General features: G+C 34.7%; 21 protein-coding genes. 9 read left to right on the forward strand and 12 right to left on the reverse strand.

The features are described from left to right. Positions 1 to 2: 2 nt before the first annotated feature. The 6 genes from epmA to J3U19_RS01590 form a co-directional block, all read right to left on the reverse strand. Positions 3 to 977 (reverse strand): elongation factor P--(R)-beta-lysine ligase, encoded by a 975-nt coding sequence (epmA, locus tag J3U19_RS01565; RefSeq protein WP_267339396.1) that lies wholly within the window; start codon positions 975 to 977, stop codon positions 3 to 5. Positions 978 to 1,043: 66 nt separating this feature from the next. Further along, a complete protein-coding gene (gene mdoH, locus J3U19_RS01570) occupies positions 1,044 to 3,401 on the reverse strand; it encodes a glucans biosynthesis glucosyltransferase MdoH (protein WP_267345255.1) in 2,358 nt (785 codons plus the stop codon). A gap of 18 nt (positions 3,402 to 3,419) precedes the next feature. After that, entirely contained in the window at positions 3,420 to 4,982 is a 1,563-nt protein-coding gene (locus tag J3U19_RS01575) for a glucan biosynthesis protein G (protein WP_267345256.1), read from the reverse strand. A gap of 17 nt (positions 4,983 to 4,999) precedes the next feature. Continuing rightward, positions 5,000 to 5,665: a hypothetical protein gene (locus tag J3U19_RS01580; RefSeq protein WP_267339393.1), complete on the reverse strand. Its 666-nt coding sequence runs from the start codon at positions 5,663 to 5,665 to the stop codon at positions 5,000 to 5,002. Positions 5,666 to 5,819: 154 nt separating this feature from the next. Then, the gene (locus J3U19_RS01585; RefSeq protein WP_267339392.1) at positions 5,820 to 6,056 is read right to left on the reverse strand and encodes a YecH family metal-binding protein; all 237 of its coding nucleotides are present in this window, start codon (positions 6,054 to 6,056) and stop codon (positions 5,820 to 5,822) included. A gap of 190 nt (positions 6,057 to 6,246) precedes the next feature. Beyond that, on the reverse strand, positions 6,247 to 8,187 hold the full coding sequence (locus J3U19_RS01590; RefSeq protein WP_267345257.1) for an exoribonuclease II: 1,941 nt from the start codon (positions 8,185 to 8,187) through the stop codon (positions 6,247 to 6,249). A gap of 137 nt (positions 8,188 to 8,324) precedes the next feature. Between J3U19_RS01590 and J3U19_RS01595 the strand changes: the two genes are divergently transcribed. Then, on the forward strand, positions 8,325 to 9,098 hold the full coding sequence (locus J3U19_RS01595) for an alpha/beta fold hydrolase (RefSeq protein ID WP_267345258.1): 774 nt from the start codon (positions 8,325 to 8,327) through the stop codon (positions 9,096 to 9,098). 32 nt (positions 9,099 to 9,130) lie between these two features. Here the strand turns inward: J3U19_RS01595 and J3U19_RS01600 are convergent, their stop codons facing one another. Genes J3U19_RS01600 through J3U19_RS01615 form a run of 4 tightly spaced genes read right to left on the reverse strand, consistent with a single transcriptional unit; the run spans position 9,131 to position 10,907 of the window. Further along, on the reverse strand, positions 9,131 to 9,454 hold the full coding sequence (locus tag J3U19_RS01600; protein ID WP_267339389.1) for a type IV pilus modification PilV family protein: 324 nt from the start codon (positions 9,452 to 9,454) through the stop codon (positions 9,131 to 9,133). Further along, the gene (locus J3U19_RS01605; protein WP_267339388.1) at positions 9,447 to 9,884 is read right to left on the reverse strand and encodes a DUF2509 family protein; all 438 of its coding nucleotides are present in this window, start codon (positions 9,882 to 9,884) and stop codon (positions 9,447 to 9,449) included. Before J3U19_RS01605 ends, J3U19_RS01600 begins: the two co-directional genes overlap by 8 nt. Further along, on the reverse strand, positions 9,853 to 10,467 hold the full coding sequence (locus J3U19_RS01610) for a prepilin peptidase-dependent protein (protein ID WP_267345259.1): 615 nt from the start codon (positions 10,465 to 10,467) through the stop codon (positions 9,853 to 9,855). The genes J3U19_RS01605 and J3U19_RS01610 overlap by 32 nt, the downstream gene beginning before the upstream one ends. Next, a complete protein-coding gene (locus tag J3U19_RS01615; protein ID WP_267339386.1) occupies positions 10,425 to 10,907 on the reverse strand; it encodes a prepilin-type N-terminal cleavage/methylation domain-containing protein in 483 nt (160 codons plus the stop codon). Before J3U19_RS01615 ends, J3U19_RS01610 begins: the two co-directional genes overlap by 43 nt. A gap of 215 nt (positions 10,908 to 11,122) precedes the next feature. On the opposite strand from J3U19_RS01615, the gene dapD reads away from it, so the two are divergent. The 8 genes from dapD (at position 11,123) to yqfB (ending at position 22,241) form a co-directional block, all read left to right on the forward strand. Then, positions 11,123 to 11,947 (forward strand): 2,3,4,5-tetrahydropyridine-2,6-dicarboxylate N-succinyltransferase, encoded by an 825-nt coding sequence (gene dapD, locus J3U19_RS01620; RefSeq protein WP_267339385.1) that lies wholly within the window; start codon positions 11,123 to 11,125, stop codon positions 11,945 to 11,947. Between the two features lie 104 nt (positions 11,948 to 12,051). After that, the gene (locus J3U19_RS01625; RefSeq protein WP_267339384.1) at positions 12,052 to 12,543 is read left to right on the forward strand and encodes a YajQ family cyclic di-GMP-binding protein; all 492 of its coding nucleotides are present in this window, start codon (positions 12,052 to 12,054) and stop codon (positions 12,541 to 12,543) included. A gap of 231 nt (positions 12,544 to 12,774) precedes the next feature. Then, positions 12,775 to 15,048 carry a beta-glucosidase BglX gene (bglX, locus tag J3U19_RS01630; RefSeq protein WP_416380333.1) on the forward strand — a complete coding sequence of 758 codons (2,274 nt, stop codon included), beginning with the start codon at positions 12,775 to 12,777 and terminating at the stop codon, positions 15,046 to 15,048. 53 nt (positions 15,049 to 15,101) lie between these two features. Continuing rightward, on the forward strand, positions 15,102 to 16,802 hold the full coding sequence (locus J3U19_RS01635) for a sensor histidine kinase (RefSeq protein WP_267339382.1): 1,701 nt from the start codon (positions 15,102 to 15,104) through the stop codon (positions 16,800 to 16,802). Continuing rightward, positions 16,796 to 17,515 carry a two-component system response regulator BtsR gene (btsR, locus tag J3U19_RS01640; protein ID WP_267339381.1) on the forward strand — a complete coding sequence of 240 codons (720 nt, stop codon included), beginning with the start codon at positions 16,796 to 16,798 and terminating at the stop codon, positions 17,513 to 17,515. The genes J3U19_RS01635 and btsR overlap by 7 nt, the downstream gene beginning before the upstream one ends. A gap of 303 nt (positions 17,516 to 17,818) precedes the next feature. Then, positions 17,819 to 19,966: a carbon starvation CstA family protein gene (locus J3U19_RS01645; protein WP_416380324.1), complete on the forward strand. Its 2,148-nt coding sequence runs from the start codon at positions 17,819 to 17,821 to the stop codon at positions 19,964 to 19,966. A 263-nt stretch (positions 19,967 to 20,229) separates the two neighbouring features. Beyond that, positions 20,230 to 21,897 (forward strand): bifunctional metallophosphatase/5'-nucleotidase, encoded by a 1,668-nt coding sequence (locus J3U19_RS01650; protein ID WP_267345260.1) that lies wholly within the window; start codon positions 20,230 to 20,232, stop codon positions 21,895 to 21,897. A 29-nt stretch (positions 21,898 to 21,926) separates the two neighbouring features. After that, entirely contained in the window at positions 21,927 to 22,241 is a 315-nt protein-coding gene (gene yqfB, locus J3U19_RS01655) for a N(4)-acetylcytidine aminohydrolase (protein ID WP_324123809.1), read from the forward strand. Between the two features lie 49 nt (positions 22,242 to 22,290). On the opposite strand, the gene J3U19_RS01660 is transcribed toward yqfB, so the two are convergent. Together J3U19_RS01660 and J3U19_RS01665 are read right to left on the reverse strand one after the other, a co-directional pair. Beyond that, positions 22,291 to 22,755 (reverse strand): NfeD family protein, encoded by a 465-nt coding sequence (locus J3U19_RS01660; protein ID WP_267345261.1) that lies wholly within the window; start codon positions 22,753 to 22,755, stop codon positions 22,291 to 22,293. A 120-nt stretch (positions 22,756 to 22,875) separates the two neighbouring features. After that, positions 22,876 to 23,784, reverse strand: a complete 909-nt coding sequence (locus J3U19_RS01665) for an SPFH domain-containing protein (protein WP_267333377.1) — start codon at positions 23,782 to 23,784, stop codon at positions 22,876 to 22,878. Positions 23,785 to 23,848 lie beyond the last annotated feature (64 nt).

Here is a 23,848-nt window from a genome sequence, read left to right on the forward strand (position 1 = left end):
CGCTAGGCCCTTTCAAAGGTAAATGAAATTACATCATCAAGTTTCATTGAATCAAGCGCTAACATGATCAAACGATCTAAACCTACTGCCACTCCGGCACAGTCAGGTAGACCATTTTCCATTGCAGCTAATAGCTCAATATCGATCTCTTGTTGAGGTAGATTAAGATTGAGCCTATCTTGATTGTTTTGTTCAAAACGCAGCCTTTGTTCTTGTGGATTTGTTAATTCTTTAAAACCATTCGCAAGCTCTACACCTTTGTAATAAAATTCAAAGCGACCAGCAACACGATGATCTTCGCTGTTAATTGCAGCTAATGCTGCTTGTGAAGCAGGGAAGTTATACACGGCAATCGGTTTATCATGACCAATATGTGGCTCTACACCAAAAGTAAATAAACATTGCAATAAACCATCTTTATCGAACTCTTCTGTTTTAATTCCAATATTTAACTGATTAATAGTGTTCACTAATGTTGCATAATCAGCCTCTAAGGGATCAATATTAAGATGACGTTGAAACGCTTTTTGATAAGAGATACGTTCCGCTGGTTCACAATCCAAAATTGTTTGTAATAGATCATCAACTTCATTGATCATTTGCATCATATCAAACTGAATTCGATACCATTCGAGCATAGTAAATTCAGGATTATGAAAATCGCTGATCTCTTCATGATTGCGAAAACATTTGCATATCTGATAGATTGGACCACTGCCCGCAGCTAATAAACGCTTCATGTGATATTCAGGGCTAGTAATTAATGACATCTTTCGCCCAAGTTGTTGATCGAATTCACCGGGTCTAAAAAAAGTAGTAGAGAAAGAACTTAAATGCACATCAGTAACAGCATATTGGCTTAAAGTTGGCGTTTCGACTTCCAATATGCATCGATCGGTAAAAAATTGTCGTATTTGTGAAATAATTTTTGCGCGCTTAAGTAGATTATTGATAGATGCGGAAGGTTGCCAAGTCATAAAAAATATCCATGGATTTTGATAAATTACTGAAAAAGAAAAATAGGGCTTAAGCCCTATTTTTTATTATTGACGTTCATTTTGCCATAAAGTGAATAAATTGTCGTACTTTTCTTGCTGCTGCCAAATATGCTGATGTAATTCAGAAAGAATTATTGGGTCTTCTAAAATTGTTAATTGTTGTTCTTTATTGATTTTTTCTAAATCAACTTGTTTGAGTTGCTCAATTATCTCAAGACGTCTTTGCTCAATTTTTATGTTTGGTAAATGACGAGAAGTAGACAATGCGCAAGCTAAAGCATTGTAAATGGGATCAACTAAAGCCATGATAAAACCGTGTTCAACAATATTCGCTTCTGTTTTAACTAGACATTTTCCCGTATTGGTTACGACTTTCGTAGGATGAGTTTCTTCTGGAGTTAAAAATAGACCGAGTTTTTGGGCTTTTATTCCAATACTTGATAATCCTGAAACTCTGATCACTAAAGGCGAAATAGTCAGTGGAATTAGAATAGCGATATACCAATAAGTAAACTGAGGATTTAACCAAATAATCACACCAAGCCAAACAATGCCTAATAAAGAAAGAGTCCAACAAAAATAAAAAGACTCTCCCCATGTTAGGGCATCGTCGTTTCTTGAAGGTGACTTCCATTGAATTTTGCTGCCTAACCATGCTTTAACCACAAATTTACTGTGGAATATCATACGTATTGGGGCTAATATCATCGACCATAACATTTCGATAAATATCGATAGGGTAAGTTTAAAAATGCCACCCACATCTTTAGCTCCTGTGCGAGCGATGATAATGCCATAACTAAAGAATTTTGGTGCAAATAATAATACCATCGTTGTAGATAACAATTGTAATGCTAAATTTTCATCCCATCTTGGCCATGTCGGATAAAATTGATTAGGTTGGAAAAAATATTGTTGATCGGATAAGTTAAAAACTAATAGAAGAAGCGTTGAAAAGAATAAAAATATCAACCACAATAAAGATGAAATATAAGCCATCCCACTAGTTAAAAACATTACTCTATGAGTTAAAGTGATCCCACTTTTAAAAAGCAATTTTAAATTAATTAAGTTACCCATACACCAACGGTTATCTCGTTTAAGATCTTCTATCATATTGCCTGGTAGTTCTTCGTAACTTCCATTCATATTATAGGCGATCCAAACTCCATAGCCAGCGCGTCTCATCAATGTAGCTTCAACAAGGTCATGAGACAAAATGTGAATTGGTCCTTTACGTTCTTGAAGTGGGGATAAAATACAGTGTTCAATAAAAGGTTTTAAGCGAATCATGGCATTGTGTCCCCAATACTGAGCTTCGCTGAGTTGCCAAAAGTGAGTACCAGCACAAAAGATATCACTGTAAATCTGATTGGCAAATTGTTGGATTCGACCATACAGTGTCTTCATTCTAACTGATTTCGGCGGTGACTGTAATATGCCCGCTTTAGGTGTCATTTCCATCATGGCAATCATCTTTAAAATACAATCACCCGTCATGATGCTGTCAGCGTCAAGTATCAACATATATTCATATAAATGTCCCCAGCGTCGACAGAAGTCATCGATATTACCACTTTTACGTTTTACTCGACGTTTACGATGTCGGTAAAAAATATTACATCCGTTATTCTCCTTTTGAGCATTAAAATCTGACCATGCTTTTAATTCATTTACATAAAGATCGGGATCATTCGTATCGCTTAAAATATAAAAATCACAGTAATCAGCATGCTCGGTTTCAACTAAAGATTGATAGGTTGCTTGTAATCCCGCAAAAACTCGTGCTACATCTTCATTACAAATTGGCATAACTAATGCTGTACGATGTTTCGCATCAATGTGTTTCGTTGCATCTTTTGGGATCTCAATAGTATAACGGTCTTTTTTTATTACAGCTAAAATCAGTCCCATAATACTGGTCCAAAAGCCTATTGAAATCCAGGCAAACAAAATAGCAAACAGAAAAATAATAAACCCTTGTATAATATATGGAATGATGCTATATATGGCTAATTTAGGATTATTTACCCAATTAGCCATAAAATTGATTTTTTCCCAACTTTGATAAGGCAATAATGTCGATAGATAAGTCGTTCCGAAATAGGTTTGAATCACAATTAGTGCAAACATTATTAAGCGACGGATAACCGCAATGAGATTAACTTTATCTTTGAAATTAGCTTTATAGCGTTTATTCCATGTTTGTGGTTGAATCGAAACTCGTTCAACTTTAGGGTAACTGGGTTGCTGATTTCTTTCATCAATGTAATTTGATGTATCGCCAATTTGATTTAGGCGATATTTCAGAAATTCAGTATCATTTGGTGCAATTTCATTGTTTTTTAATTTCTGACGCCAATCATCAGCGCCAGAAAGTGTAGCAAAGTAATCTTTTTTCATTATGTTATCTTATTATCGTTATTGCCCTGGATATTGACCACTCCATGTCTCAGATAAAATCTCATTCGTTTTCTCTGAAGCTAATTGAACACGAATATCCGTTGGTTTTTTATTGTCTTGAACATTGAACCGTATAAGAACTCTCCAGCCTTTTGTGACTGAATTATATTGTACCTCAGAACTCACAATCGATCCGTTATTAATGCTTGATATTGCTCTGACCGGTTCTTGTTCTGATAATTTAGGACCGGCAAAGTCAATAACATAAGCGTTTGAACCATCAAGTTTACGGATTAAATTTGCCTGCTTTATATCACCTAATGATAATCGAGTGCTAATTGCTCTAGCTACATTATCTGGATAACGTTGCTTTTCATTTAATGAATAATGCAATCGATACTTAATATCAAGACTATCACCGGCTTTGTAATGTTTTTCAGGTACCCAGAAAGAAACGATATTGTCATTTGTTTCATCAGCAGTTGGAATTTCAACCAATTCAACACGACCTTTTTGCCAATTGCCTAAAATTTCTGTCCACACGCTAGGGCGCAGTTCATAATGATCATCAAGATCTTGGTAATCCTCAAATCCGTTATCTCGTTGAATCAATCCAAAACCTTTAGGAGCATCAAAACTATATGATGAAAAAGATAAGCGTTTTGGATTATTTAATGGTCGCCATATCCACTCACCACTGTTAGATAAAATAGATAACCCATTAGAGTCGTGCATTGCTGGTCGATAATTTAATAAAGGAGATGGCTGATTTGGACCAAATAAATACATACTTGTCAAAGGGGCGATACCGAGTTTTTTTACCGAATCGCGGAAAAATATTTTAGCTTCAACCGTTATTGTTGTATCTATACTTGGTACTAAAATGAGCTTATAAGCGCCTGTTACGCGAGGTGAGTCAAGTAAAGCATAAATGACTAAATGTTTTTGTTTAGGCAATGGTCTTTCGAGCCAAAACTCCTTAAAACGAGGGAACTCTTCACCAGTCATCTCTCCGGTATCAATGGCTAATCCTCGAGCGGACAATCCATATCGTTGACCTTTTCCTACTGCTCGGAAATAACTGCCTCCAAGCGCTGTAAAAATTTCATCATCGGTTTTAGTTGGATTGTTTATTGGATAATGAACCTTAAATCCGGCAAATCCAAGTTTTTTTGTGTCTAGATTTTCTAATCCTGCTTGACTTAAATCAAAATAACTTGGGTCGTATTTAATTTCATTAACTTGATTATTGACAATTTCATTGATTTGAACGGGGGTGTCAAAATACATCCCTTCATGATAAAACTCTAATTTAAAACGATTTTTTTTGTCATTCCAATAAGCTTTTTCATGATTAAATTGAATTTTCTGATAATCAGCAAATTGTAAAGCCGCTAACTCATTTGGTATGTTTTTAGATGGTTGTACATAACTTTTCTTTGATAGTTTTTCTGCTTTAGTAATAACATCGTTAAACGAAAAAGCTGATGAAGAAAAACTAATACAAAGAGCTGAAACTAAGCAAAGCATTTTGCAAGTTACTGTTTTACTAAACTGACTGATTGGTAATAAATTATACATAAAAACTCGCATTCGGGTTAACGGAAAATATTTAGATAATTGATAATGTTATTCTTAGGATCATTCAGACACTTTTCCATAAATTCTGCCTTCATTTCTTGAAGAATACTTGGATTTTCATCAATCAAAAAGTGAGTATAGTTATCCTTGAGAATTTTAGTATGTAAAATTGATAAGTCTTCTTTATTCATTTTGAATAACGTCTGAAAAGTAGAAGTTTTGTTATTATTGTTTGTATAAATAGCTGCAATAAAATCAGCTGAAAGGTCACAATAGTTGTTGATATTCGCTTGTGTAGTATTGATTTTGCTTAATTCAATTTTGTGCTCTATTTGATTATTTTCAATAATTTTTTTAACTTGAAAATCATATTTTAATTTATAATATTGATGAAGATAAAAATTTAAAACACACGCTGATTGGTTCTTGTCATTAACACAGTCTAGGATACCTTCATTTGAAATGTATTCGTTAAAATTTTTTGATTGAACCAGTTTTTGTAATTGATCTTTTGCATCAATCACATATGGGTTATTCGATTCTGTTTTTTGCATTAGTACAGATAATCGATCCGTTTCAGTCTGTGAAGGTTCTACATTTTTAACGGATGTAACCGATTTATGCGCACAACTGGCAATAAAAATAGGAACAATTGCGCATATAAAAATATTACTTAATTTCATATATAAATTCCATGAATATATTTTTCGAGTTGTAATTTTAGGGCAGGCTAATATCTGCGCGAAATTATATACTCATATTCTATTAAATACACCATACGATTAATTCAAATGTGTAAAAAAAAGCATTATGAACAGTCACTAATATCTTACAAAGTTAATGACGACAGATTTTTGTTTCGTTGACTGTAAATCCAGAATTATTAGCAGGTTTGAATTTACCCTTTAACTTTAAAAAGCAGATGAGTTGTTCTGCATTCATATTAGCTTCAGAGCAAGTGTGAAATTTAGCATTTTTCCCAAATTTTGTTTCAATGGCTTGAAGAAGAGATGATTCTGTATAGTTATTACCAGCCATCATTTGTAAGACTTCATGTCCATGAATTGATAACATAGCACCCTCTGAATCTTGTTTATTTTAGTTGATAAAAATATTTTAATGGATGAAGAAAGATATCAGATATTATTAAGAAAAAAAAGAGGTTGAGCGTTAAAATATCATCAATTATTAGTTAGGCAACCCCTATGTAATATCAGGGGTTGCAAAATCAACAAGATTATTGTGAATTCAATTTTTTATGCCATTATTTATCGGTAACTAATTTAACAATTATTGATTGATTCTCTTTTTTAACTTGGTGAATTTTAACGGTAAGGGTATCGGCAAGTTTATAACAGATATTATTATTAATTTTAATGACGCCCTCATCAGGAAATGAAACCACTTCTTCTCGAGTTGGATGAATCATTGAGAGTGGTAAAAACACAAATGCACCAATATCCGTTAAACGCAGACGAGCACCTCCGCGGTTGATATCGACAATCTCCGCAACAAAGTTATCACCAATTTTATCTGATAAGTATTGAACATAAAGATTTTCAGCGATATCTCGTTCAGCATAGCGTAATAATTTACGTCTTTCATTGATGATCTTTAGCTGCTCGTTGTCGGGTTTATTCAAAGAATGTGAACGTAAATAATTTTTAATTAAACGATGATTAACCATATCCCCATATTTGCGTATTGGTGATGTCCAAGTAGCGTAAGCATTCAATCCTAAGCCAAAATGAGGTTGTGGTTCAATTGAAAAATCGGCCGAACTTTGACATTTACGGAGCCGAGCTGATAAAAACGCATCATTATCGATCATTCGTCGTAATTTAATGTATCCATCGAAAGACAATAATGATTCTTTATTAAATCCCTCAATACCATGATTGGTGAGAACTTTCAAAATTTGATCAATAAATTTAATGTCAAAACCTGAATGAATATTGAATATACCAAATCCGATTTTATTAATAAATTGCAATGTTAAGGCTTGGTTGGCAATGATCATTACTTCCTCAACAATTTGACTGGCAATACGACGAGATTCTTTATTGATAGATTTGACATGACGATTTTCATCAAGCACAAAACGATAATCATTGCTGTCTTTGAAAACAAGTGCATTGTTTTGTCGCCAGATAGTTCTTGTTTTTGCCAAATCTAACAATGAATTCAGTTGCTCGGGTAATGTTGCGTTATTAGATAGCAATTCATCAGCATTTTCTAAGAAATCTGAAACATTATTATAAGAAAGCTTTGCTTTTGATTCGATAAATGCTGTCATAAAAATGATGCTATTTTCATCTATATTACCGTTTACATCGATATTAATATTGCATACTAACGCCGGTCTTTTTTGGTTTTCTTTTAAAGAACAAAGGTCATTGGCTAACTCTTCAGGTAGCATTGGAATGTTAAAATCAGGTAAATAAGTTGTGAAGCTTCTTTGTTTAGCGATCTTATCTAATTGACTGTCTTGTGAAATATACGCTGTGGGATCGGCAATAGCGACTTTAAGTTGGTAATTACCTTGCTCGTCTTTTGAAATGGCAATGGCATCATCCATATCTTCTGTATATTCACTATCTATGGTAAAAAAGTTTATATCGGTTAAATCTTGACGATTAATCAGTTCATTTTCATCAATGGTTAATGTATCCGATTGTGGGGGATTTGATTCTAAATTATGTCGGGCTAAAGTTTTTAACCAAGGTAGATAAATTGAACCATTTTCAGCCACAAAATGCGTAATTTCTGCTAAAAAATGATTTTTACCTTCTTCTAGAGGATGAGAAATCAATGTGGCGACTACCCAATCTTCATCTTTGAGATTCTCTTGAATCTGTTTATTATTTTTACATCGAATGGCTAAATTTGAAGGCATGTTTTCAGGATAAATAACCATTGTTTGTTCTTGAAAACCGATTTTTCCTATAAATCTTTGTAAGGGACTTTCTATTAGTGATTCAGGTTCAAAAAACTTTTTATCACCATTTTCAATTACTGTTCCAGATACTTTATCGCCATTGCACACGGTTTTCATTTTATTAGCTGTAATGAAATAACTGGTTTTATTGTCGACGTCTAAAAAACCAAATCCTTTCTCATGGGCTCGGACAGTACCTTCAATACGTGGTGTTTGTTGATGAAGTTCTTGCTTAAGTTGTGCAAGTAGCGGATTATTATGAAACATACGATTTAACACTTTTTTAAAAACTGTTTTAATATTTTATCATAGTTATGAAGATTGTTGTTATTGAATTAATTGTTGGTGAATTTAGCATTAACCATATATTATTCATATTTAAATATAAAATACTAAGTTGAAAGATGAAATTAAATTATAAATTGCAAGGTAAAGGGCAACCTGTTGTTTTTCTGCATGGCGTGTTTGGTAGCTTAGATAATTTAAATCAGCTGGCTGGCGGTCTAGTATCTGAATATCTAACATTACAAGTTGATTTGCGTAATCATGGCCAATCACCTTGGTCAGACCAAATAAGTTATCCCGCAATGGCGCAAGATGTGGCTGACCTTTGTCGCGAACTTCAATTAAAAGATATCATTTTGATTGGGCATTCTATGGGGGGAAAAGTAGCGATGCAATTATCACAAGTTATCCCTGATCTCATCCAAAAAATAGTTGTGATTGATATCGCGCCAGTAAAATATAATGGATCACCTAACGCGATTATATTACGATCTTTAATGTATTGCCTTAATAACCAGATTACCGATAGAAAGCAAATTATGGCAGTTATGCGAGAAGCGGGTATTACTGACGCAATTTGTCTTTTTTTATTAAAATCTTATAAAAATCAACATTGGCTATTTAATTTAAATGCCATCAATGATCAATACGCAAACATTTGCGACTGGCAAATCATACCAGCTAATGCGCCATGTTTAAAACCGATATTATTTATTCGTGGAGGAAATTCGGTTTATTTAGCTGAGAAATATCAAAATACTATTTATGCTCAATTTCCCCATGCTGAAATTGTAACTATTTCTGGCGCAGGGCATAACGTGCATGCTGAAAAAACACAGGAAGTTTTACAACTTTTACAGGATTGGTTGAATTGCTCATTGAGTTCCGGATAATTTTTGTGTTTTTTATGGTAAAATTTTGGCAGTTAATGGCAAAATAACCGTTGTTGATTGACTGACTTATAATTCATTGGTGTCACAGTAACAAAAATCATTTTGCATCTGATGTTATATTGTTCACTTTTTAGCGTATATTGCCAATCATTTGGAATAATATCGTTGGTAATCTCGGGATAACTTTCAAGCAGTTCAAACGCTATTTGTTCTGCTTGTAACTGATTAGAAAGATAATGGTATTGATAAATTAGTGATTGTTGATAACCTGTAAAACCAAGAATGACAATTGAAAATAGTAAACTTGCTATCATTACTTCAACTAAGCTAAATCCCATAATATTTTTATTATTCACAATCACTGCTTCTTTTCTCCGGACAGTAATCTAACCAATGACCTTTTTCTACAACAAGTTTTGTGCCATTTAAATGTGCAAGCGAATATAAAAAGAAACCATCAGCTTCACTTCGTAAAAGTTGATAATTATCTACTTTTAGCAGTGATTTTTTTACACAAGCTTTTAAATGGTATTTTGAGTCTGTTAAGCATTGCCAATGTTTTGTTGGTGTTTGCCAATCCTGTGTTAAAGCCCAATTCAATGCTGAACTTGCTTGATTAAACTGTCGATAATAGCGATTTTCCATAACAACAGTTTTCTGCCAAGAAATCAGTAATAGATTAAAATTCGTTAATAAGAATAATCCAATGACCATTAAAATAACGACCATGATAATAGCGCTAAAACCATTTTCATTATTCTGATGCAGTCTTAAATAGATTTTCATTTTTGATTATTTTTGTTATTTGATATTTAACATGTTTGTGTTTTTTTAATTCAGCTCCAATTGATAATTCAATTGTGTTATTTTTCTGTTTGATATCAAATTTTGTTACTTTAATTTCAGCAGGATCGAATAATTTTTCCCATTTGGTCTCTTTGCAATTTACTGCTCCAGTTCTGTATTCAACATTATTATTTTTGAAACGGTAAGTAAATATATCCGAATTGTTTAAGTTCCAAGGATCGTCGATCCAATCATGGCGAATTTCACTATCATATCGAATAATCATACAGTTTAGAGAGCCAACTATTTCAAAAGCACTTTTTTTCATTTTAGTTGGATCATCGGCAATAAATCCCGCTCGTTTGATGTCTTTTGATAAACCAACTAATGCTTGCTTAATAGTTTGTTGCAAATGCATTAATTGGTAATGATGCAATGTATTTTGTTGTAATTTATTATAAAAAGATGTTATCCCTATCACAATCAAACTTACTAAAGTAATGCTAATTAACATTTCATATAATGAAAATCCTAACGCCTTTAACATGGCGGTAAACTCGGTAAATAACTGTTCAACTGGCAAAATCGAATACGCCCACGGTATGAGACAAAAACTTTACTTTTACCAATTTCATTAGATAGCTCTAAGGAAAATGATTGTGCCATATTGCGTCTTCCCCAAAAATAAATATGTTTTTTTTCAGTTAATCCACTAATTTTTACAGTATTATTTGGTTTGATAAATTGCAATGCACCTTGTTTACAAGATGTGGGGCGTTCTTCGGATGTAATGGTTAAACACCAAGGAGATGAAAAAACAAAAAGTTTATAATTTTGATTTTCGGTATAAGCTTTTACCTGAACTTCATTTAAAAAGTAAGCCAATTGTTGTGTTGTTGAAACTAATTCATTACGAAGTTGAATAGCTTTCCAATGATGAATTCCCACAGTTGCAAGAATAGAGCTAATGCCTATAACTATTAAAAGTTCGAGTAATGAAAAACCTTGAGCATGCATAATCATTTTTGTGCTTAAAACTGATATGGATAATTGTACAATTTACTCTACAAATGTTTTTTAGGAAGGAAAAATCTGTGTGATTTGTTCCAAATAAATTGTATTTTTTTCTCACTGAACTTATTGGCGATGACAAACCACTTAAAAAGCAAGGAAGATTATATTATACTGTTTATCCATTTTATATTTAGTAACGGACTTATAAGTAAAGGAAACTCGAGATGCAACAATTACAAACTATTATCGACGCAGCCTTTGAACGCCGCGCAGAAATCACTCCATCAAATGTTGATGCAGTAACACGTGACGCAATTAATCAATGTATCGCTTTATTAGACAGCGGTAAGATGCGTGTTGCGGAAAAGATTAATGGCAATTGGGTGACTCATCAATGGTTAAAAAAAGCGGTGTTGCTCTCTTTCCGTATTAATGAAAACCAACTTATTAATGGTGGTGCAACGAATTATTACGATAAAGTACCATTAAAATTTGCCGATTATGATGAAGCTCGATTCCAGCAAGAAGGTTTTCGTGTTGTGCCATCCGCTATTGCGCGTAAAGGTGCTTATGTGGCACGTAACACCGTTTTAATGCCATCTTATGTTAACATTGGTGCATATGTTGATGAAGGTACTATGGTTGACACTTGGGTAACAGTTGGATCTTGTGCACAAATTGGTAAAAATGTCCATTTATCAGGTGGTGTGGGTATTGGTGGTGTATTAGAACCATTACAAGCTAATCCAACAATAATTGAAGATAACTGTTTTATTGGTGCACGTAGTGAAATCGTTGAAGGTGTGATTGTTGAAGAAGGTAGTGTAATCTCAATGGGCGTATTTATTGGACAGAGCACTAAAATTTATGATCGTGCAACAGGTGAAGTCCATTATGGTCGTGTACCAGCAGGTTCAGTTGTAGTGTCAGGTAACTTACCCACTAAAGATGGCAAATATAGCCTATATTGTGCAGTCATTGTTAAAAAAGTAGATGCAAAAACATTAGGTAAAGTAGGTATTAACGAACTACTACGTACTATCGATTAATTTAGCTGTCATCGTCTTTACATGCCGCCTAATTAGAAAGGCGGCTGATATTTTATTCATTCTTAAATCTAATTATTTTTATAACCATTATAAGAGGAGAGTTTATGCCTTCTTTTGATATTGTCTCTGAGATACAAATGCCTGAAGTTAAAAACGGCGTTGAAAATGCTACACGAGAATTGGCAACCCGTTGGGATTTCAAAAACGTTGAAGCATCGTTTGAATTAAATGAAAAAAATGAAACAATCAAAGCGACAAGTCAATCTGACTTCCAAGTACAACAATTGCTCGATATTTTACGTGATAAGTTAGCCAAGCGTGGTATTGATGGCGGTGCTTTAGAAATTCCAGAAGAAATGGAACACAGTGGTAAACTGTACAGTATGACTGTTAAGCTTAAACAAGGAATTGATAAAGAGTTAGCCAAGAAAATTGTAAAGACCATTAAAGATAGCAAAATAAAAGTACAGGCTCAAGTGCAAGGTGAGCAAGTACGAGTTACGGGTAAATCTCGGGACGATTTACAAGCTACTATGACTTTAGTGCGAAATGGAGAATTTGGACAACCATTCCAGTTTACTAATTTTAGAGACTAATCAAAATTAATGTTCATTTTTGTCGACGTTAGTCGACAAAGTTAACCTTTAACAAATAAATTTATTGTTGTCAAAAAGTTTGAGGTTAACTATACGTTTTAGTATAAAAATTTAAAATAACCATTGCTAAAGCGTCTTAAATATGAAAATCAATGCTTATAAAGTAAGATTTTCTTCAATGAATGCGTTATGCTATTCATTAATCTATCCTCTTAAATAAAAAATATTATGATAAAAAAAATAGCGACACTTTTATTTCTTATCGCCTTTTCTGGGAGTCTGTTAGCACAACAAACTCAAAGCGAAGAAAAAAAACGCTTTATTGATGATCTATTATCCAAAATGACCATTAAAGAAAAAGTTGGTCAACTGCGTTTAATTAGTGTGGGTGATGAACAGACACTTAGCAAGACGCTCGATGAAATTGAAGCAGGAGAGATTGGGGGAATATTTAATACCATTGTCGAACCTGATCTATCACAGATGCAAGATCGCGCTTTAAAATCCCCCAATAAAATTCCACTATTACTGGGTTTTGATATAATTCATGGTCATAGAACAGTATTTCCTATCAATTTAGGCATAGCCGCAACTTGGGATCGTCATGCCATTGGTAAAGTGGCTGACGTCTCGGCTGATGAAGCCACATCCGATGGATTAAATATTACTTGGGCTCCTATGGTTGATATTACCCGAGATCCAAGATGGGGGCGTGTTTCTGAAGGTTTTGGGGAAGATCCTTATTTAACGTCAGAAGCTGGACGGATTTTTGTAGAAAAGATGCAAAAACAATCGTTGGCAGATAAAAAATCGTTAGTGACTTCGGTTAAGCATTTTGCTCTTTATGGAGCTGTTGAAGGGGGACGTGAGTATAACAGTACTGACATGAGTGAACGTAAAATGTTCCAAGAATATTTGGTGCCTTATAAAGCGGCTATTGATGCAGGTAGCCGTGCTGTTATGGTTGCGTTAGTCAGTGTTAATGGTATTCCAGCAACAGCTAATCACTGGCTCTTAACGGAAATACTTCGTGATAAGTGGCATTTTAATGGTGTTGTAGTGAGTGACCATGGTGCAATACGCGAACTTATTAATCATGGTGTGGCAAGCGATCCGAAAGATGCCGTGCGTGTTGCTATTAATGCCGGGATTGATATGAGCATGAACGATGAATATTTTTTACAATTTTTACCCGAATTGATTAAAGAAGGTGCAGTTACTGAAGCTCAAGTTAATCAGGCTTGTCGTCATGTACTCGAACTTAAATATGATATGGGATTATTTAATAATCCTCACCGAAATTTAGATCCTCACTTAGATAGCACTACCATGTTTGCTGATAACCGTTTGCATCGTCAAGAAGCAAGAGAAGTTGCTCGTCGTAGTATTGTCTTATTAAAAAATAGCAATAACATTTTGCCAATCTCTAAAAATGCAAAGATTGCTGTGGTGGGTCCGTTAGCTGATTCAAAACGTGATATTTTGGGTAGTTGGTCAGGGGCAGGTCGAGCTGATTTAGCGGTAACACCACTAGAAGGCATTAAACATGCGGTGAATAATGTCCATTCAGTAAATTATGCCTTTGGAGCAAATCTATCAAATGATGCTAATTTATATCGCTTTTTAAATTTATATGAACAAACGACCAAATTTGATAATCGACCTGCGGATAAAATGATAGATGAAGCGGTTCTAAAAGCAAAAAAAGCCGATGTCATAATTGCATTTGTTGGTGAAGCTCAAGGTATGGCGCACGAGTCATCAAGCCGAACAGATATATCTTTACCAATTAGCCAAAAACAGTTAATTAAAGCTTTAAAAGCGACAGGTAAACCATTAGTGATTGCTTTAATGAATGGACGTCCATTAACATTAAACGAAGAGTATGCCCAAGCTGATGCTATGCTTGAAACATGGTATTTAGGCACAGAAGGAGGTAATGCTATCGCTGATGTATTATTTGGTGATTATAACCCTTCGGGAAAATTACCTATCTCTTTTCCTCTTAATGTTGGGCAGATCCCTGTTTATTATAGCCATTTAAACACGGGGCGACCTAGGGGAATTGAAAATATGGGTAAATATACAACTTCCTACTTTGATAGCCCTAACGAACCATTATTCCCATTTGGTTACGGTTTGAGTTATACCAATTTTAACATTGATTTTGTTCTGTCCAATACTGAAATGACTAAGAACAGTGAGATTATTGTCACTGCTAATGTTGAAAACATTGGCGAAAGATCAGGAACACAAACAGTACAACTGTATTTACAAGATATTACTGCATCGGTCAGCCGTCCTGTCAAGCAGCTTGTCGGTTTTGACAATATTACGTTAAAACCGCATGAAAAAGGTCAAGTAAAATTTGTCATCAAATATGACATGTTAAAATTTTGGAATGATAAAATGCAATATGTTGCCGAATCGGGTAAATTTAATGTGTTCGTTGGTTTTGACTCGACAACTCAGAATAAACAGACATTTTCTTTATTAGATAAATAAATCGGCAATCTTTTATCGAAATTTTTTGACCGTTTCGATTTGGTAGCAATATTATGTTCGAATTTGATCTTGTCTTACAGCTACTAGAACAAATGTGTGTTTACTTAGTGATTGCTTATTTGCTAAGTAAAACACCAATTGTTATTCCTCTTATGCAAGTTACTGTACATTTACCTTACAAACTAGTTTGTTATTGTATCTTTTCTTTATTTTGTATTATGGGAAGCTATTTTGGCTTGCATATTGAAGACACGATTGCCAATACGCGAGCGATAGGCGCTATTTTGGGAGGACTTCTTGGTGGACCAATTGTTGGATTACTTGTTGGTATTACAGGTGGATTTTATCGTTATTTAATGGGCGGTATTACTGCTGAAAGTTGTATGTTATCAACTATTTTAACCGGTTTATTAAGTGGTCTGATTCACTACTTATTAATGAAAAAAGGACGGGTCGATCTTATCTACAATCCTTTTTTAGTTGGTATTTTAGGATTATTGGTTGAAACACTTGAAATGACAATAGTGCTAGCCATTTCTCGACCCTTTGATGTCGTTTTGCATATAGTTAGAAGTATTGCCGCACCGATGATAATTGCCAATAGTATTGGAGCGGCGATGTTCATGCGGATTTTATTAGATAGACGGGCAATATTTGATAGATATACTTCAGCTTTTTCAGCCAGAGCATTAAAAATTGCTGTTAGTACTGAAGGTTTGTTGCGCGATGGTTTTAACCAGTGCAATAGTACTAAAGTTGCTCAAATCATTTATCAGCAACTTGATATTGGTGCGGTATCAATTACTGATCGAGAAAAAATATTAGCTTTTATAGGTATTGGGGATGATCATCATAAACCAGGAACACTAATAACCTCTAATAGCACTTTTAAGGCGATTGAAAGGAATGAAGTACAATATCTTGATGGTGCACATCAACCTTATCAATGTTCCATAAGTAAAGGTTGTCGCTTAGGTTCAACACTCGTTATACCACTGAGAGGTGAAAATAATACTGTTGTTGGTACCATTAAACTGTACGAAGCAAAAAATACCTTATTTAGCTCAATAAATCGAACTCTCGGAGAAGGTATAGCCAGCCTATTATCCGCACAAATTCTAGCCGGTAAGTATGAATACTATAAACAACTGCTTTCCAAAACAGAAATTAAATTACTGCATGCGCAAGTGAATCCTCATTTTTTATTTAATGCTTTAAATACTTTGCTTGCAGTCATTCGCCGTGATAAAACACAAGCTTCGCAATTAGTGCAAAATTTATCTACGTTTTTTCGAAAAAACTTAAAAATGACCGAAGAAATAGTCACTTTAAAAGATGAGCTTGAGCATGTTAACGCCTACCTACAAATTGAAAAAATGCGATTTATGGATCAATTGACTATCGAAATTGATATCCCATCCGAATTAGAATGTGTACAATTGCCGGCGTTTTCATTACAACCCATTGTTGAAAATGCAATAAAACATGGTACTTCACAATTGATCGGAGTAGGAAAAGTAATTATACGTGCTTATGACAAGAGTCAATCAATAATAATAGAAATTATTGATAATGCAGGTAATTATTGTGAAAATAAAAAAGATAACCATGGATTAGGTCTAAATCTTGTCGATAAACGGATCAAGATTCGTTATGGTGAAAAATACGGTATCAAGATAGAATGTAAATCGGATGAATATACGAAAGTGATGTTAATCTTGCCGTTGCAAAAGGATACGAAGGTTCAATGCTAAAAGTTATTATTGTTGATGATGAATTACCCGCACGCGAAAATTTACGTTGTTTATTAGAAAACGATCCTCAAATTTCTATTATTGCTGAGTGTAATAATGCTATGGAAGCAATACGTGAAATTCATCGTCTGCAACCTGATGTTGTTTTTTTGGATATCCAAATGCCAAAAATAAACGGCATTGAAATGTTATCTATGCTTAACCCACAAACCATGCCTAGGATCGTATTTCTAACGGCTTATGGCGAATTTGCTATCAAGGCATTTGAAGAACAAGCCTTTGATTATCTCCTTAAACCTGTTGAGCAAGAAAGATTAAATAAAACTTTACATCGTTTACATCATCAAAGCTTATCAAGAAAGATCAATGAATCAGAAGAGATAAATCAGAATCTAAAATACATTCCATGCATTGGGCATAATCGAATTTATTTATTAAACCTAGAGGATGTCTTTTATGTTTCATCGAAAATCAGTGGGATTTATGTTTTCAATCAATCCAATAATGAATATTACACAGAATTAACCTTAAAAACACTTGAAGACAAAACACCTTTAATTCGCTGCCATCGACAATATCTTGTTAATTTAAAAAAACTTAAAGAAATCCGTTTTAATGATGCTGGCGGTGTAGATGTAATTTTTATCAATGATATTTCTGTTCCGGTTAGTCGCCGTTACCTAAAATTTCTTAAAGCCTTGTTAAGGCTATAACAACTGACTTAAAAGCCTATTGATTGATGTTTATTTTACCGCTTAATGTCTAATTTTGACCACTCATAGTCTTAATCCAACCTAAAACTTAAATAATATTACTATTTTTATACATTAAAACTTACTATGTTCTCCAACATAAAGGACCTTTAGTTGATAAATTAAGTCATTGAAAAATGATAATTTAATCTTTTATTTATGAAGAAGATTCCTATTAATCATTTACCGTCATTGTTAAATAGCCTTTGTTTTGATGGACTTAAATATCAAACTAATTAATTTGGATTTTTGAAGAGAATGATCATGAATAATAAAGTCTTTAAGCACATTCCATGGTTAATCTTAGCTCTTATTGGAGCATGTTGCCTTGCTGTGGTTGCTTTAAGGCGTGGTGAACATGTTAGTGCGCTATGGATTGTTGCTGCATCAGTATCAATTTACCTTGTCGCATATCGTTATTACAGTTTGTATATTGCATCAAACGTTATGCAATTAGATCCTACCCGCGCAACTCCTGCAATGATTAATAATGATGGTTTAAATTATGTGCCAACTAACAAATATGTCTTGTTTGGTCACCATTTTGCTGCCATTGCTGGTGCAGGACCTCTAGTTGGTCCAGTTCTTGCTGCACAAGTAGGGTATTTACCGGGCACACTATGGCTACTTGCTGGGGTCGTTTTTGCTGGTGCTGTGCAAGACTTTATGGTTCTATTTTTATCTTCACGCCGTAATGGTTCATCATTAGGTGAAATGATCAAAGAAGAAATGGGGGCTTTTCCTGGCACTATCGCCTTATTTGGTTGCTTTTTAATTATGCTAATTATACTTGCAGTATTAGCATTAATTGTGGTTAAAGCATTAGCTGAAAGTCCTTGGGGCGTATTTACCGTCTGTTCAACAGTACCAATTGCTTTATTTATGGGGATTTACATGCGATTGCTACGACCGGGACGAGTACTGGAAGTTTCAATTATTGGTATAATATTATTAATCTTATCAATATGGTATGGTGGGGTTATTGCGCATGACCCTTATTGGGGACCAGCGTTAACTTTCAAGGCGACCACAATTACTTATGTTCTTGTAGGGTATGCAATTGTTTCTGCCATGTTACCTGTTTGGTTGATTTTAGCACCACGCGATTACTTAGCTACTTTCTTAAAAATTGGCGTAATTGTGGGTTTAGCAATAGGTATTGTTATTTTAAATCCTGATTTAAAAATGCCTGATGTTACCCAATATGTCGATGGTACCGGTCCTGTCTGGAAAGGCTCGCTATTCCCATTCTTATTTATCACGATTGCTTGTGGTGCTGTTTCAGGTTTCCATGCATTGATTTCCTCAGGTACTACACCAAAATTATTGGCTAATGAAAACGATGCTCGTTTTATTGGTTACGGTGCAATGCTGATGGAATCTTTTGTGGCAATGATGGCTTTAGTGGCAGCGTCCATTATTGAGCCGGGTCTCTATTTTGCAATGAATACCCCGCCATCTGCGTTAGGTATTACCATGCCAGATTTGCATAAACTCGGAACAGAGGATGCGCCTATGATTATGGCTCAATTGAAAGATGTCACTACTCATGCTGCTGCAACGGTTAGTTCATGGGGATTTGTCATTTCACCTGAACAAATCATGCAAACTTCGAAAGACATTGGTGAGCCATCGGTTTTAAATCGTGCTGGTGGGGCGCCTACTTTAGCTGTAGGTATTGCGCATGTTTTCCATCAAATTCTTCCTGGTGCAAATATGGGCTTTTGGTACCATTTTGGGATCTTATTTGAAGCGTTATTTATCTTAACTGCATTGGACGCAGGTACACGATCAGGTCGCTTTATGCTACAAGACTTATTAGGTAATTATGTGCCTTTCTTGAAGAAAACCGATTCACTCGTTGCTGGTTTTATTGGTACGCTTGGTTGTGTTGGTTTATGGGGGTATTTGCTTTATCAAGGCGTCGTCGATCCATTAGGGGGTGTGAAGAGCTTATGGCCATTATTTGGTATCTCTAACCAAATGTTGGCGGCTGTAGCGTTAGTGTTAGCGACAGTTGTATTAATTAAGATGAAACGAGCTCAATACGTCTGGGTAACAATCATTCCAGCCGTTTGGTTATTAATTTGTACTACATGGGCATTAGTATTAAAACTGTTTAGTAATGATCCTCAATTGGAAGGATTCTTCTATTTAGCTAACGAGTACAATCGTCGCATTGCTGATGGTAACTCGCTAACTTCTCAGCAAATTGATAATATGCACCATATTGTGATTAATAATTATACTAATGCGGGTTTAAGTATACTATTTTTGCTGGTTGTTTATAGTATCATCTTCTTTGGTATCAGAACTGTGCTTAAAGTTCGTAATAACAAACATAGAACAGATAAAGAAACCGCTTATGTACCAATTCCGAAAGGTGGCGTTAAAATCTCTATGTCACACTAATTATTATTTGATAGGATGCCTTATTAATTAGGTTTCTTAAGATTATTAATAAGTTTTAAATTGCCTATCTTATGCTCATCTTTCAATAAAGATTGATGGGCATTTTTTTTATCACAATTACAGTCAAATACCAATAGACGCCTATTTACTAAATAAGTTACTGTGAGTTGAGGATGAAAATTATAAATATGAAAAATATCATATCTTGACTCTACTTTATTTATTAAAATTTAAAATGTGCAGAATATTGATAGGAGATAAAAATGCGCATTAACAAAAAGCTACTCTCATTGTGTAGCATTTTAATATTTAGCAGTTCATTTCACGTATTGGCAAAACAGATTAATGTATCGATTCTCGCAACAACAGATGTCCATGGTCGCATGTTACCTTGGGATTACGGTACCGACAAGGCGGATTTTTCTGGCTCTTATGCTCAAATTTCTTCCTTTGTGAATCAATATCGTAGCAATCATGCCAATGTTATTTTGGTTGATGCGGGTGATATCATTCAAGATAACCAAATTGAACGTTTTCACGATGTGAAAAATCATCCAGCTATTGAGGCTCTTAATACTATGAAATATGACATTATGGTATTAGGTAACCATGAATTTAATTTTGGCATGCCAGTTGTTGATAAAATCGTTGCTGAATTTAAAGGTAAAACATTAGCAGCGAACATCTTTTATAAAGACTCAGGTAAAGCCTATTTACCCGCTACATCCATTATTGAAAAAGATGGCGTAAAAATTGGTTTTATTGGGGCAACGACACCATTTGTACCTGAATATGAAGATAAAACAGGTTATGTGAAACAAATGGAATTCACTATGCCAATTCCAGAAATACAAAAACAAGTTGAAACGTTAAAACAACAACATGTTGATGCTATTGTTTTAGTTACCCATATGGGGGTGGATAATGAAAACAATAAACCAGGAACCGGCGTTGCTGATGTGGCTAACCAAGTGCCCGATATCGATGTGATTATAGCTGGGCATAATCATCAAAATATAAGTGAAAAAGTGATCAATAATGTTTTGATTACTGAACCGCATCGTTATGGTACCGTGGTTTCGGTGGTAGATTTAACCTTTGATCTTGAAAAGAACAAAACCTCTTTAGTGAATAAAAAAGCCGAAACACAGCCAGTTAAATCGTATGCTGCCGATCCGGCAATTGAAAAAATCTATGCGCCTTATCATCAACAATTAAGAGAAATAGCCAATCAGGTTATTGGTGAAACCGATCGTGATTTGGTTCCCCAGCAAATGATTCATGGTATTCCTGCGATTTACCTCGAAGAAACAGGGATAACCCATTTACTCAACGCTGTTCAATTATATTATAGCGGTGCGGATGTGACTTCTGTGTTGGTTGATAATAAAAAAGCAATACTGAATAAAGGTCCAATTACGCGTAAAGATATCGCCAATAATTATCAATATACCGCTGGTGAAATCAGTATATTCGAAGTTACCGGTCAAGACCTTAAAGACTATATGGAATGGTCTGCTGCTTATTTTGCCCAAGTACAACCGGGCGATAAAAATTATCAATATGATCCCATTCGTGGTGCGTCAAAATATATGACTTACGATATGTTTGGTGGGGTCAAATATACTATTGATTTAACTCAACCGGTTGGTGAGCGAATTAAAAATTTAACATTGCTTAATGGTCAGGCTATCACTGCGGATATGAAGCTGAAATTAGGTATGAACGCTTATCGTTACGAAATGTTAGTCAAAAAAGGTGGACCATTAGAAGGAAGACGTGTTGAACCAACTTGGGATTCACGAACCGCTTTTGGTGATGAACAAGGCACTATCCGTAATATGACGATAAAATATATTACAGACGTCAAAAAAGGTAAAATTACTGATGAATCTAACCATAATTGGCAAGTGATCGGTATCAAACCTTAACCGCTCGTTTAATAAAAAGGATGATCGTTGTGAAAAATGATATAACGTTTTACCAACGTTTTAAATCGGATATTTTGGCAGGTTTAAAAACGATTACTATTCGTGATAAAAGTGAATCACATTTTAAGGTGGGTGATACGTTGCGAGTGGGCCTTTTTGAAACGGATGCATATTTTTGTAGTATAAAAATTACTAATGTGACGCCTGTAACACTCAATCAATTGACTGAAGAACAGGCTAAGCAAGAAAATATGAGCTTAACTGAACTGAAAAAAATCATTAGTGACATTTATCCTAACGAACAACAGTTTGTTATCATTGCTTTCCAGTTATTATCGGTCTAAAAAAACGCGCCTTAGGCGCGTTTTTTTACTGGTAAAAAGCAAAATGTGACTAGTTTTTTTTTGGTTGTACCGTTAAAACTAGACCATTAACCGCGATAACTTCAACAGCATGACCAACCGGTAAATTAATATTACATTGTGCTGGCCAAGTGCCGTCTTTGATTTTGACTCGGCCTGAGCCATTGATAATGGCGTCGGTAACAAGGGTTTTAATACCAATTAAATCTTGTTGTGGCTGATTAATTTCGTTGCTATTCGGTTTGCTTTGCCCAGACTTTTTAAGCCATAGCCACCATAAATATGCTGAAACCAAGGTAAATATAGCAAATAAAATCCATAAAACAGGCCAAGACAGAGGTAAAATCCAAGCAATAAGACCAACAACATTTGCAGCGATGCCGCTCCAAAGTGAGTAGCCACCAGTACCAAGCAATTCTGCAATTAATAATGTTCCCCCTAAAATAAAAAATACCCAATGAGGGGAATTATAAATAACGGTTAAAATATCAGTCATCGTTTAATTTACCTAATTACATAATTGAAATTGCAAAAGTATTTATTTAATTCCAAAATAACTTGTACTTAAAGTACCTTGGAAAATATATACAACCAATTCGGAAACTACCTTGTGACATCATTTAGAGTTTTTAATGAGCTCCGCAATGCCACCAATACTGCCCATTAAACTTGATGCATCTAAAGGCATCATAATGACTTTACTGTTATCTGCCGATCCGATTTGTTGTAGCGCTTCAGTATATTTTTGTGCAACAAAGTAATTAACTGCATTAATATTACCTGCTGCAATTGCATCAGACACCATTTGTGTGGCTTTTGCTTCGGCTTCGGCCGCACGTTCACGGGCTTCGGCTTGTAAAAATGCGGCTTGTCGTTCACCTTCGGCTTTTAATATTTCGGACTGTTTTTCACCTTCTGAACGTAGTATTGCTGCCTGACGAACACCTTCAGCTTCCAGAATTTCCGCACGTTTATTACGTTCTGCTTTCATTTGTGCATTCATCGCGGCAATAAGTTCTGCCGGCGGGCGAACATCTCGAATTTCAATACGGGTGATTTTAATGCCCCAAGGGTTTGTTGCATCATCAACAATGCTAAGTAATTTTGAGTTGATGTGATCACGTTGTGATAGCATTTCATCAAGTTCCATGCTGCCGAGTACCGTACGAATATTGGTCATCATTAAATTAATCACAGCACGTTCAAGTTGATTGACTTGATAAGCGGCTCTAGCTGCGTCTTGCACTTGAATAAAGCAAACGGCATCAATTTGTACGTTGGCATTATCTTTTGATATAACTTCTTGTGATGGAATATCAAGCACTTGTTCCATCATATTAATTTTACGGCCAATCCCATCCATAAAAGGAATAATGATATTCAATCCCGGTTCAAGTGTGTGGGTGTATTTACCAAAACGCTCAATGGTGTATTGATAACCTTGCGGAACAATGGTAATGCATTTTAAAACGGTGATTAGTGCGAGTAACACGATGATACCGATAAAAATATAAAATATAGGCATAGATTAATTTCTCTTAGTAATATGAATTTCGACGGTATAAGCATTCTAATGGCTATGAGATTTT

It is taken from the genome of Gilliamella sp. B2828, from assembly GCF_026537125.1.
Classification (GTDB): domain Bacteria; phylum Pseudomonadota; class Gammaproteobacteria; order Enterobacterales; family Orbaceae; genus Gilliamella.

Bases quoted from the DNA above. Each gene is read 5' to 3' on its own strand.
- epmA (WP_267339396.1), bottom strand. From the start codon at position 977: ATGACTTGGCAACCTTCCGCATCTATCAATAATCTACTTAAGCGCGCA.
- mdoH (WP_267345255.1), bottom strand. From the start codon at position 3,401: ATGAAAAAAGATTACTTTGCTACACTTTCTGGCGCTGATGATTGGCGT.
- J3U19_RS01575 (WP_267345256.1), bottom strand. From the start codon at position 4,982: ATGTATAATTTATTACCAATCAGTCAGTTTAGTAAAACAGTAACTTGC.
- J3U19_RS01580 (WP_267339393.1), bottom strand. From the start codon at position 5,665: ATGAAATTAAGTAATATTTTTATATGCGCAATTGTTCCTATTTTTATT.
- J3U19_RS01585 (WP_267339392.1), bottom strand. From the start codon at position 6,056: ATGTTATCAATTCATGGACATGAAGTCTTACAAATGATGGCTGGTAAT.
- J3U19_RS01590 (WP_267345257.1), bottom strand. From the start codon at position 8,187: ATGTTTCATAATAATCCGCTACTTGCACAACTTAAGCAAGAACTTCAT.
- J3U19_RS01595 (WP_267345258.1), top strand. From the start codon at position 8,325: ATGAAATTAAATTATAAATTGCAAGGTAAAGGGCAACCTGTTGTTTTT.
- J3U19_RS01605 (WP_267339388.1), bottom strand. From the start codon at position 9,884: ATGAAAATCTATTTAAGACTGCATCAGAATAATGAAAATGGTTTTAGC.
- J3U19_RS01615 (WP_267339386.1), bottom strand. From the start codon at position 10,907: ATGATTATGCATGCTCAAGGTTTTTCATTACTCGAACTTTTAATAGTT.
- dapD (WP_267339385.1), top strand. From the start codon at position 11,123: ATGCAACAATTACAAACTATTATCGACGCAGCCTTTGAACGCCGCGCA.
- J3U19_RS01625 (WP_267339384.1), top strand. From the start codon at position 12,052: ATGCCTTCTTTTGATATTGTCTCTGAGATACAAATGCCTGAAGTTAAA.
- J3U19_RS01635 (WP_267339382.1), top strand. From the start codon at position 15,102: ATGTTCGAATTTGATCTTGTCTTACAGCTACTAGAACAAATGTGTGTT.
- btsR (WP_267339381.1), top strand. From the start codon at position 16,796: ATGCTAAAAGTTATTATTGTTGATGATGAATTACCCGCACGCGAAAAT.
- J3U19_RS01645 (WP_416380324.1), top strand. From the start codon at position 17,819: ATGAATAATAAAGTCTTTAAGCACATTCCATGGTTAATCTTAGCTCTT.
- J3U19_RS01650 (WP_267345260.1), top strand. From the start codon at position 20,230: ATGCGCATTAACAAAAAGCTACTCTCATTGTGTAGCATTTTAATATTT.
- J3U19_RS01660 (WP_267345261.1), bottom strand. From the start codon at position 22,755: ATGACTGATATTTTAACCGTTATTTATAATTCCCCTCATTGGGTATTT.
- J3U19_RS01665 (WP_267333377.1), bottom strand. From the start codon at position 23,784: ATGCCTATATTTTATATTTTTATCGGTATCATCGTGTTACTCGCACTA.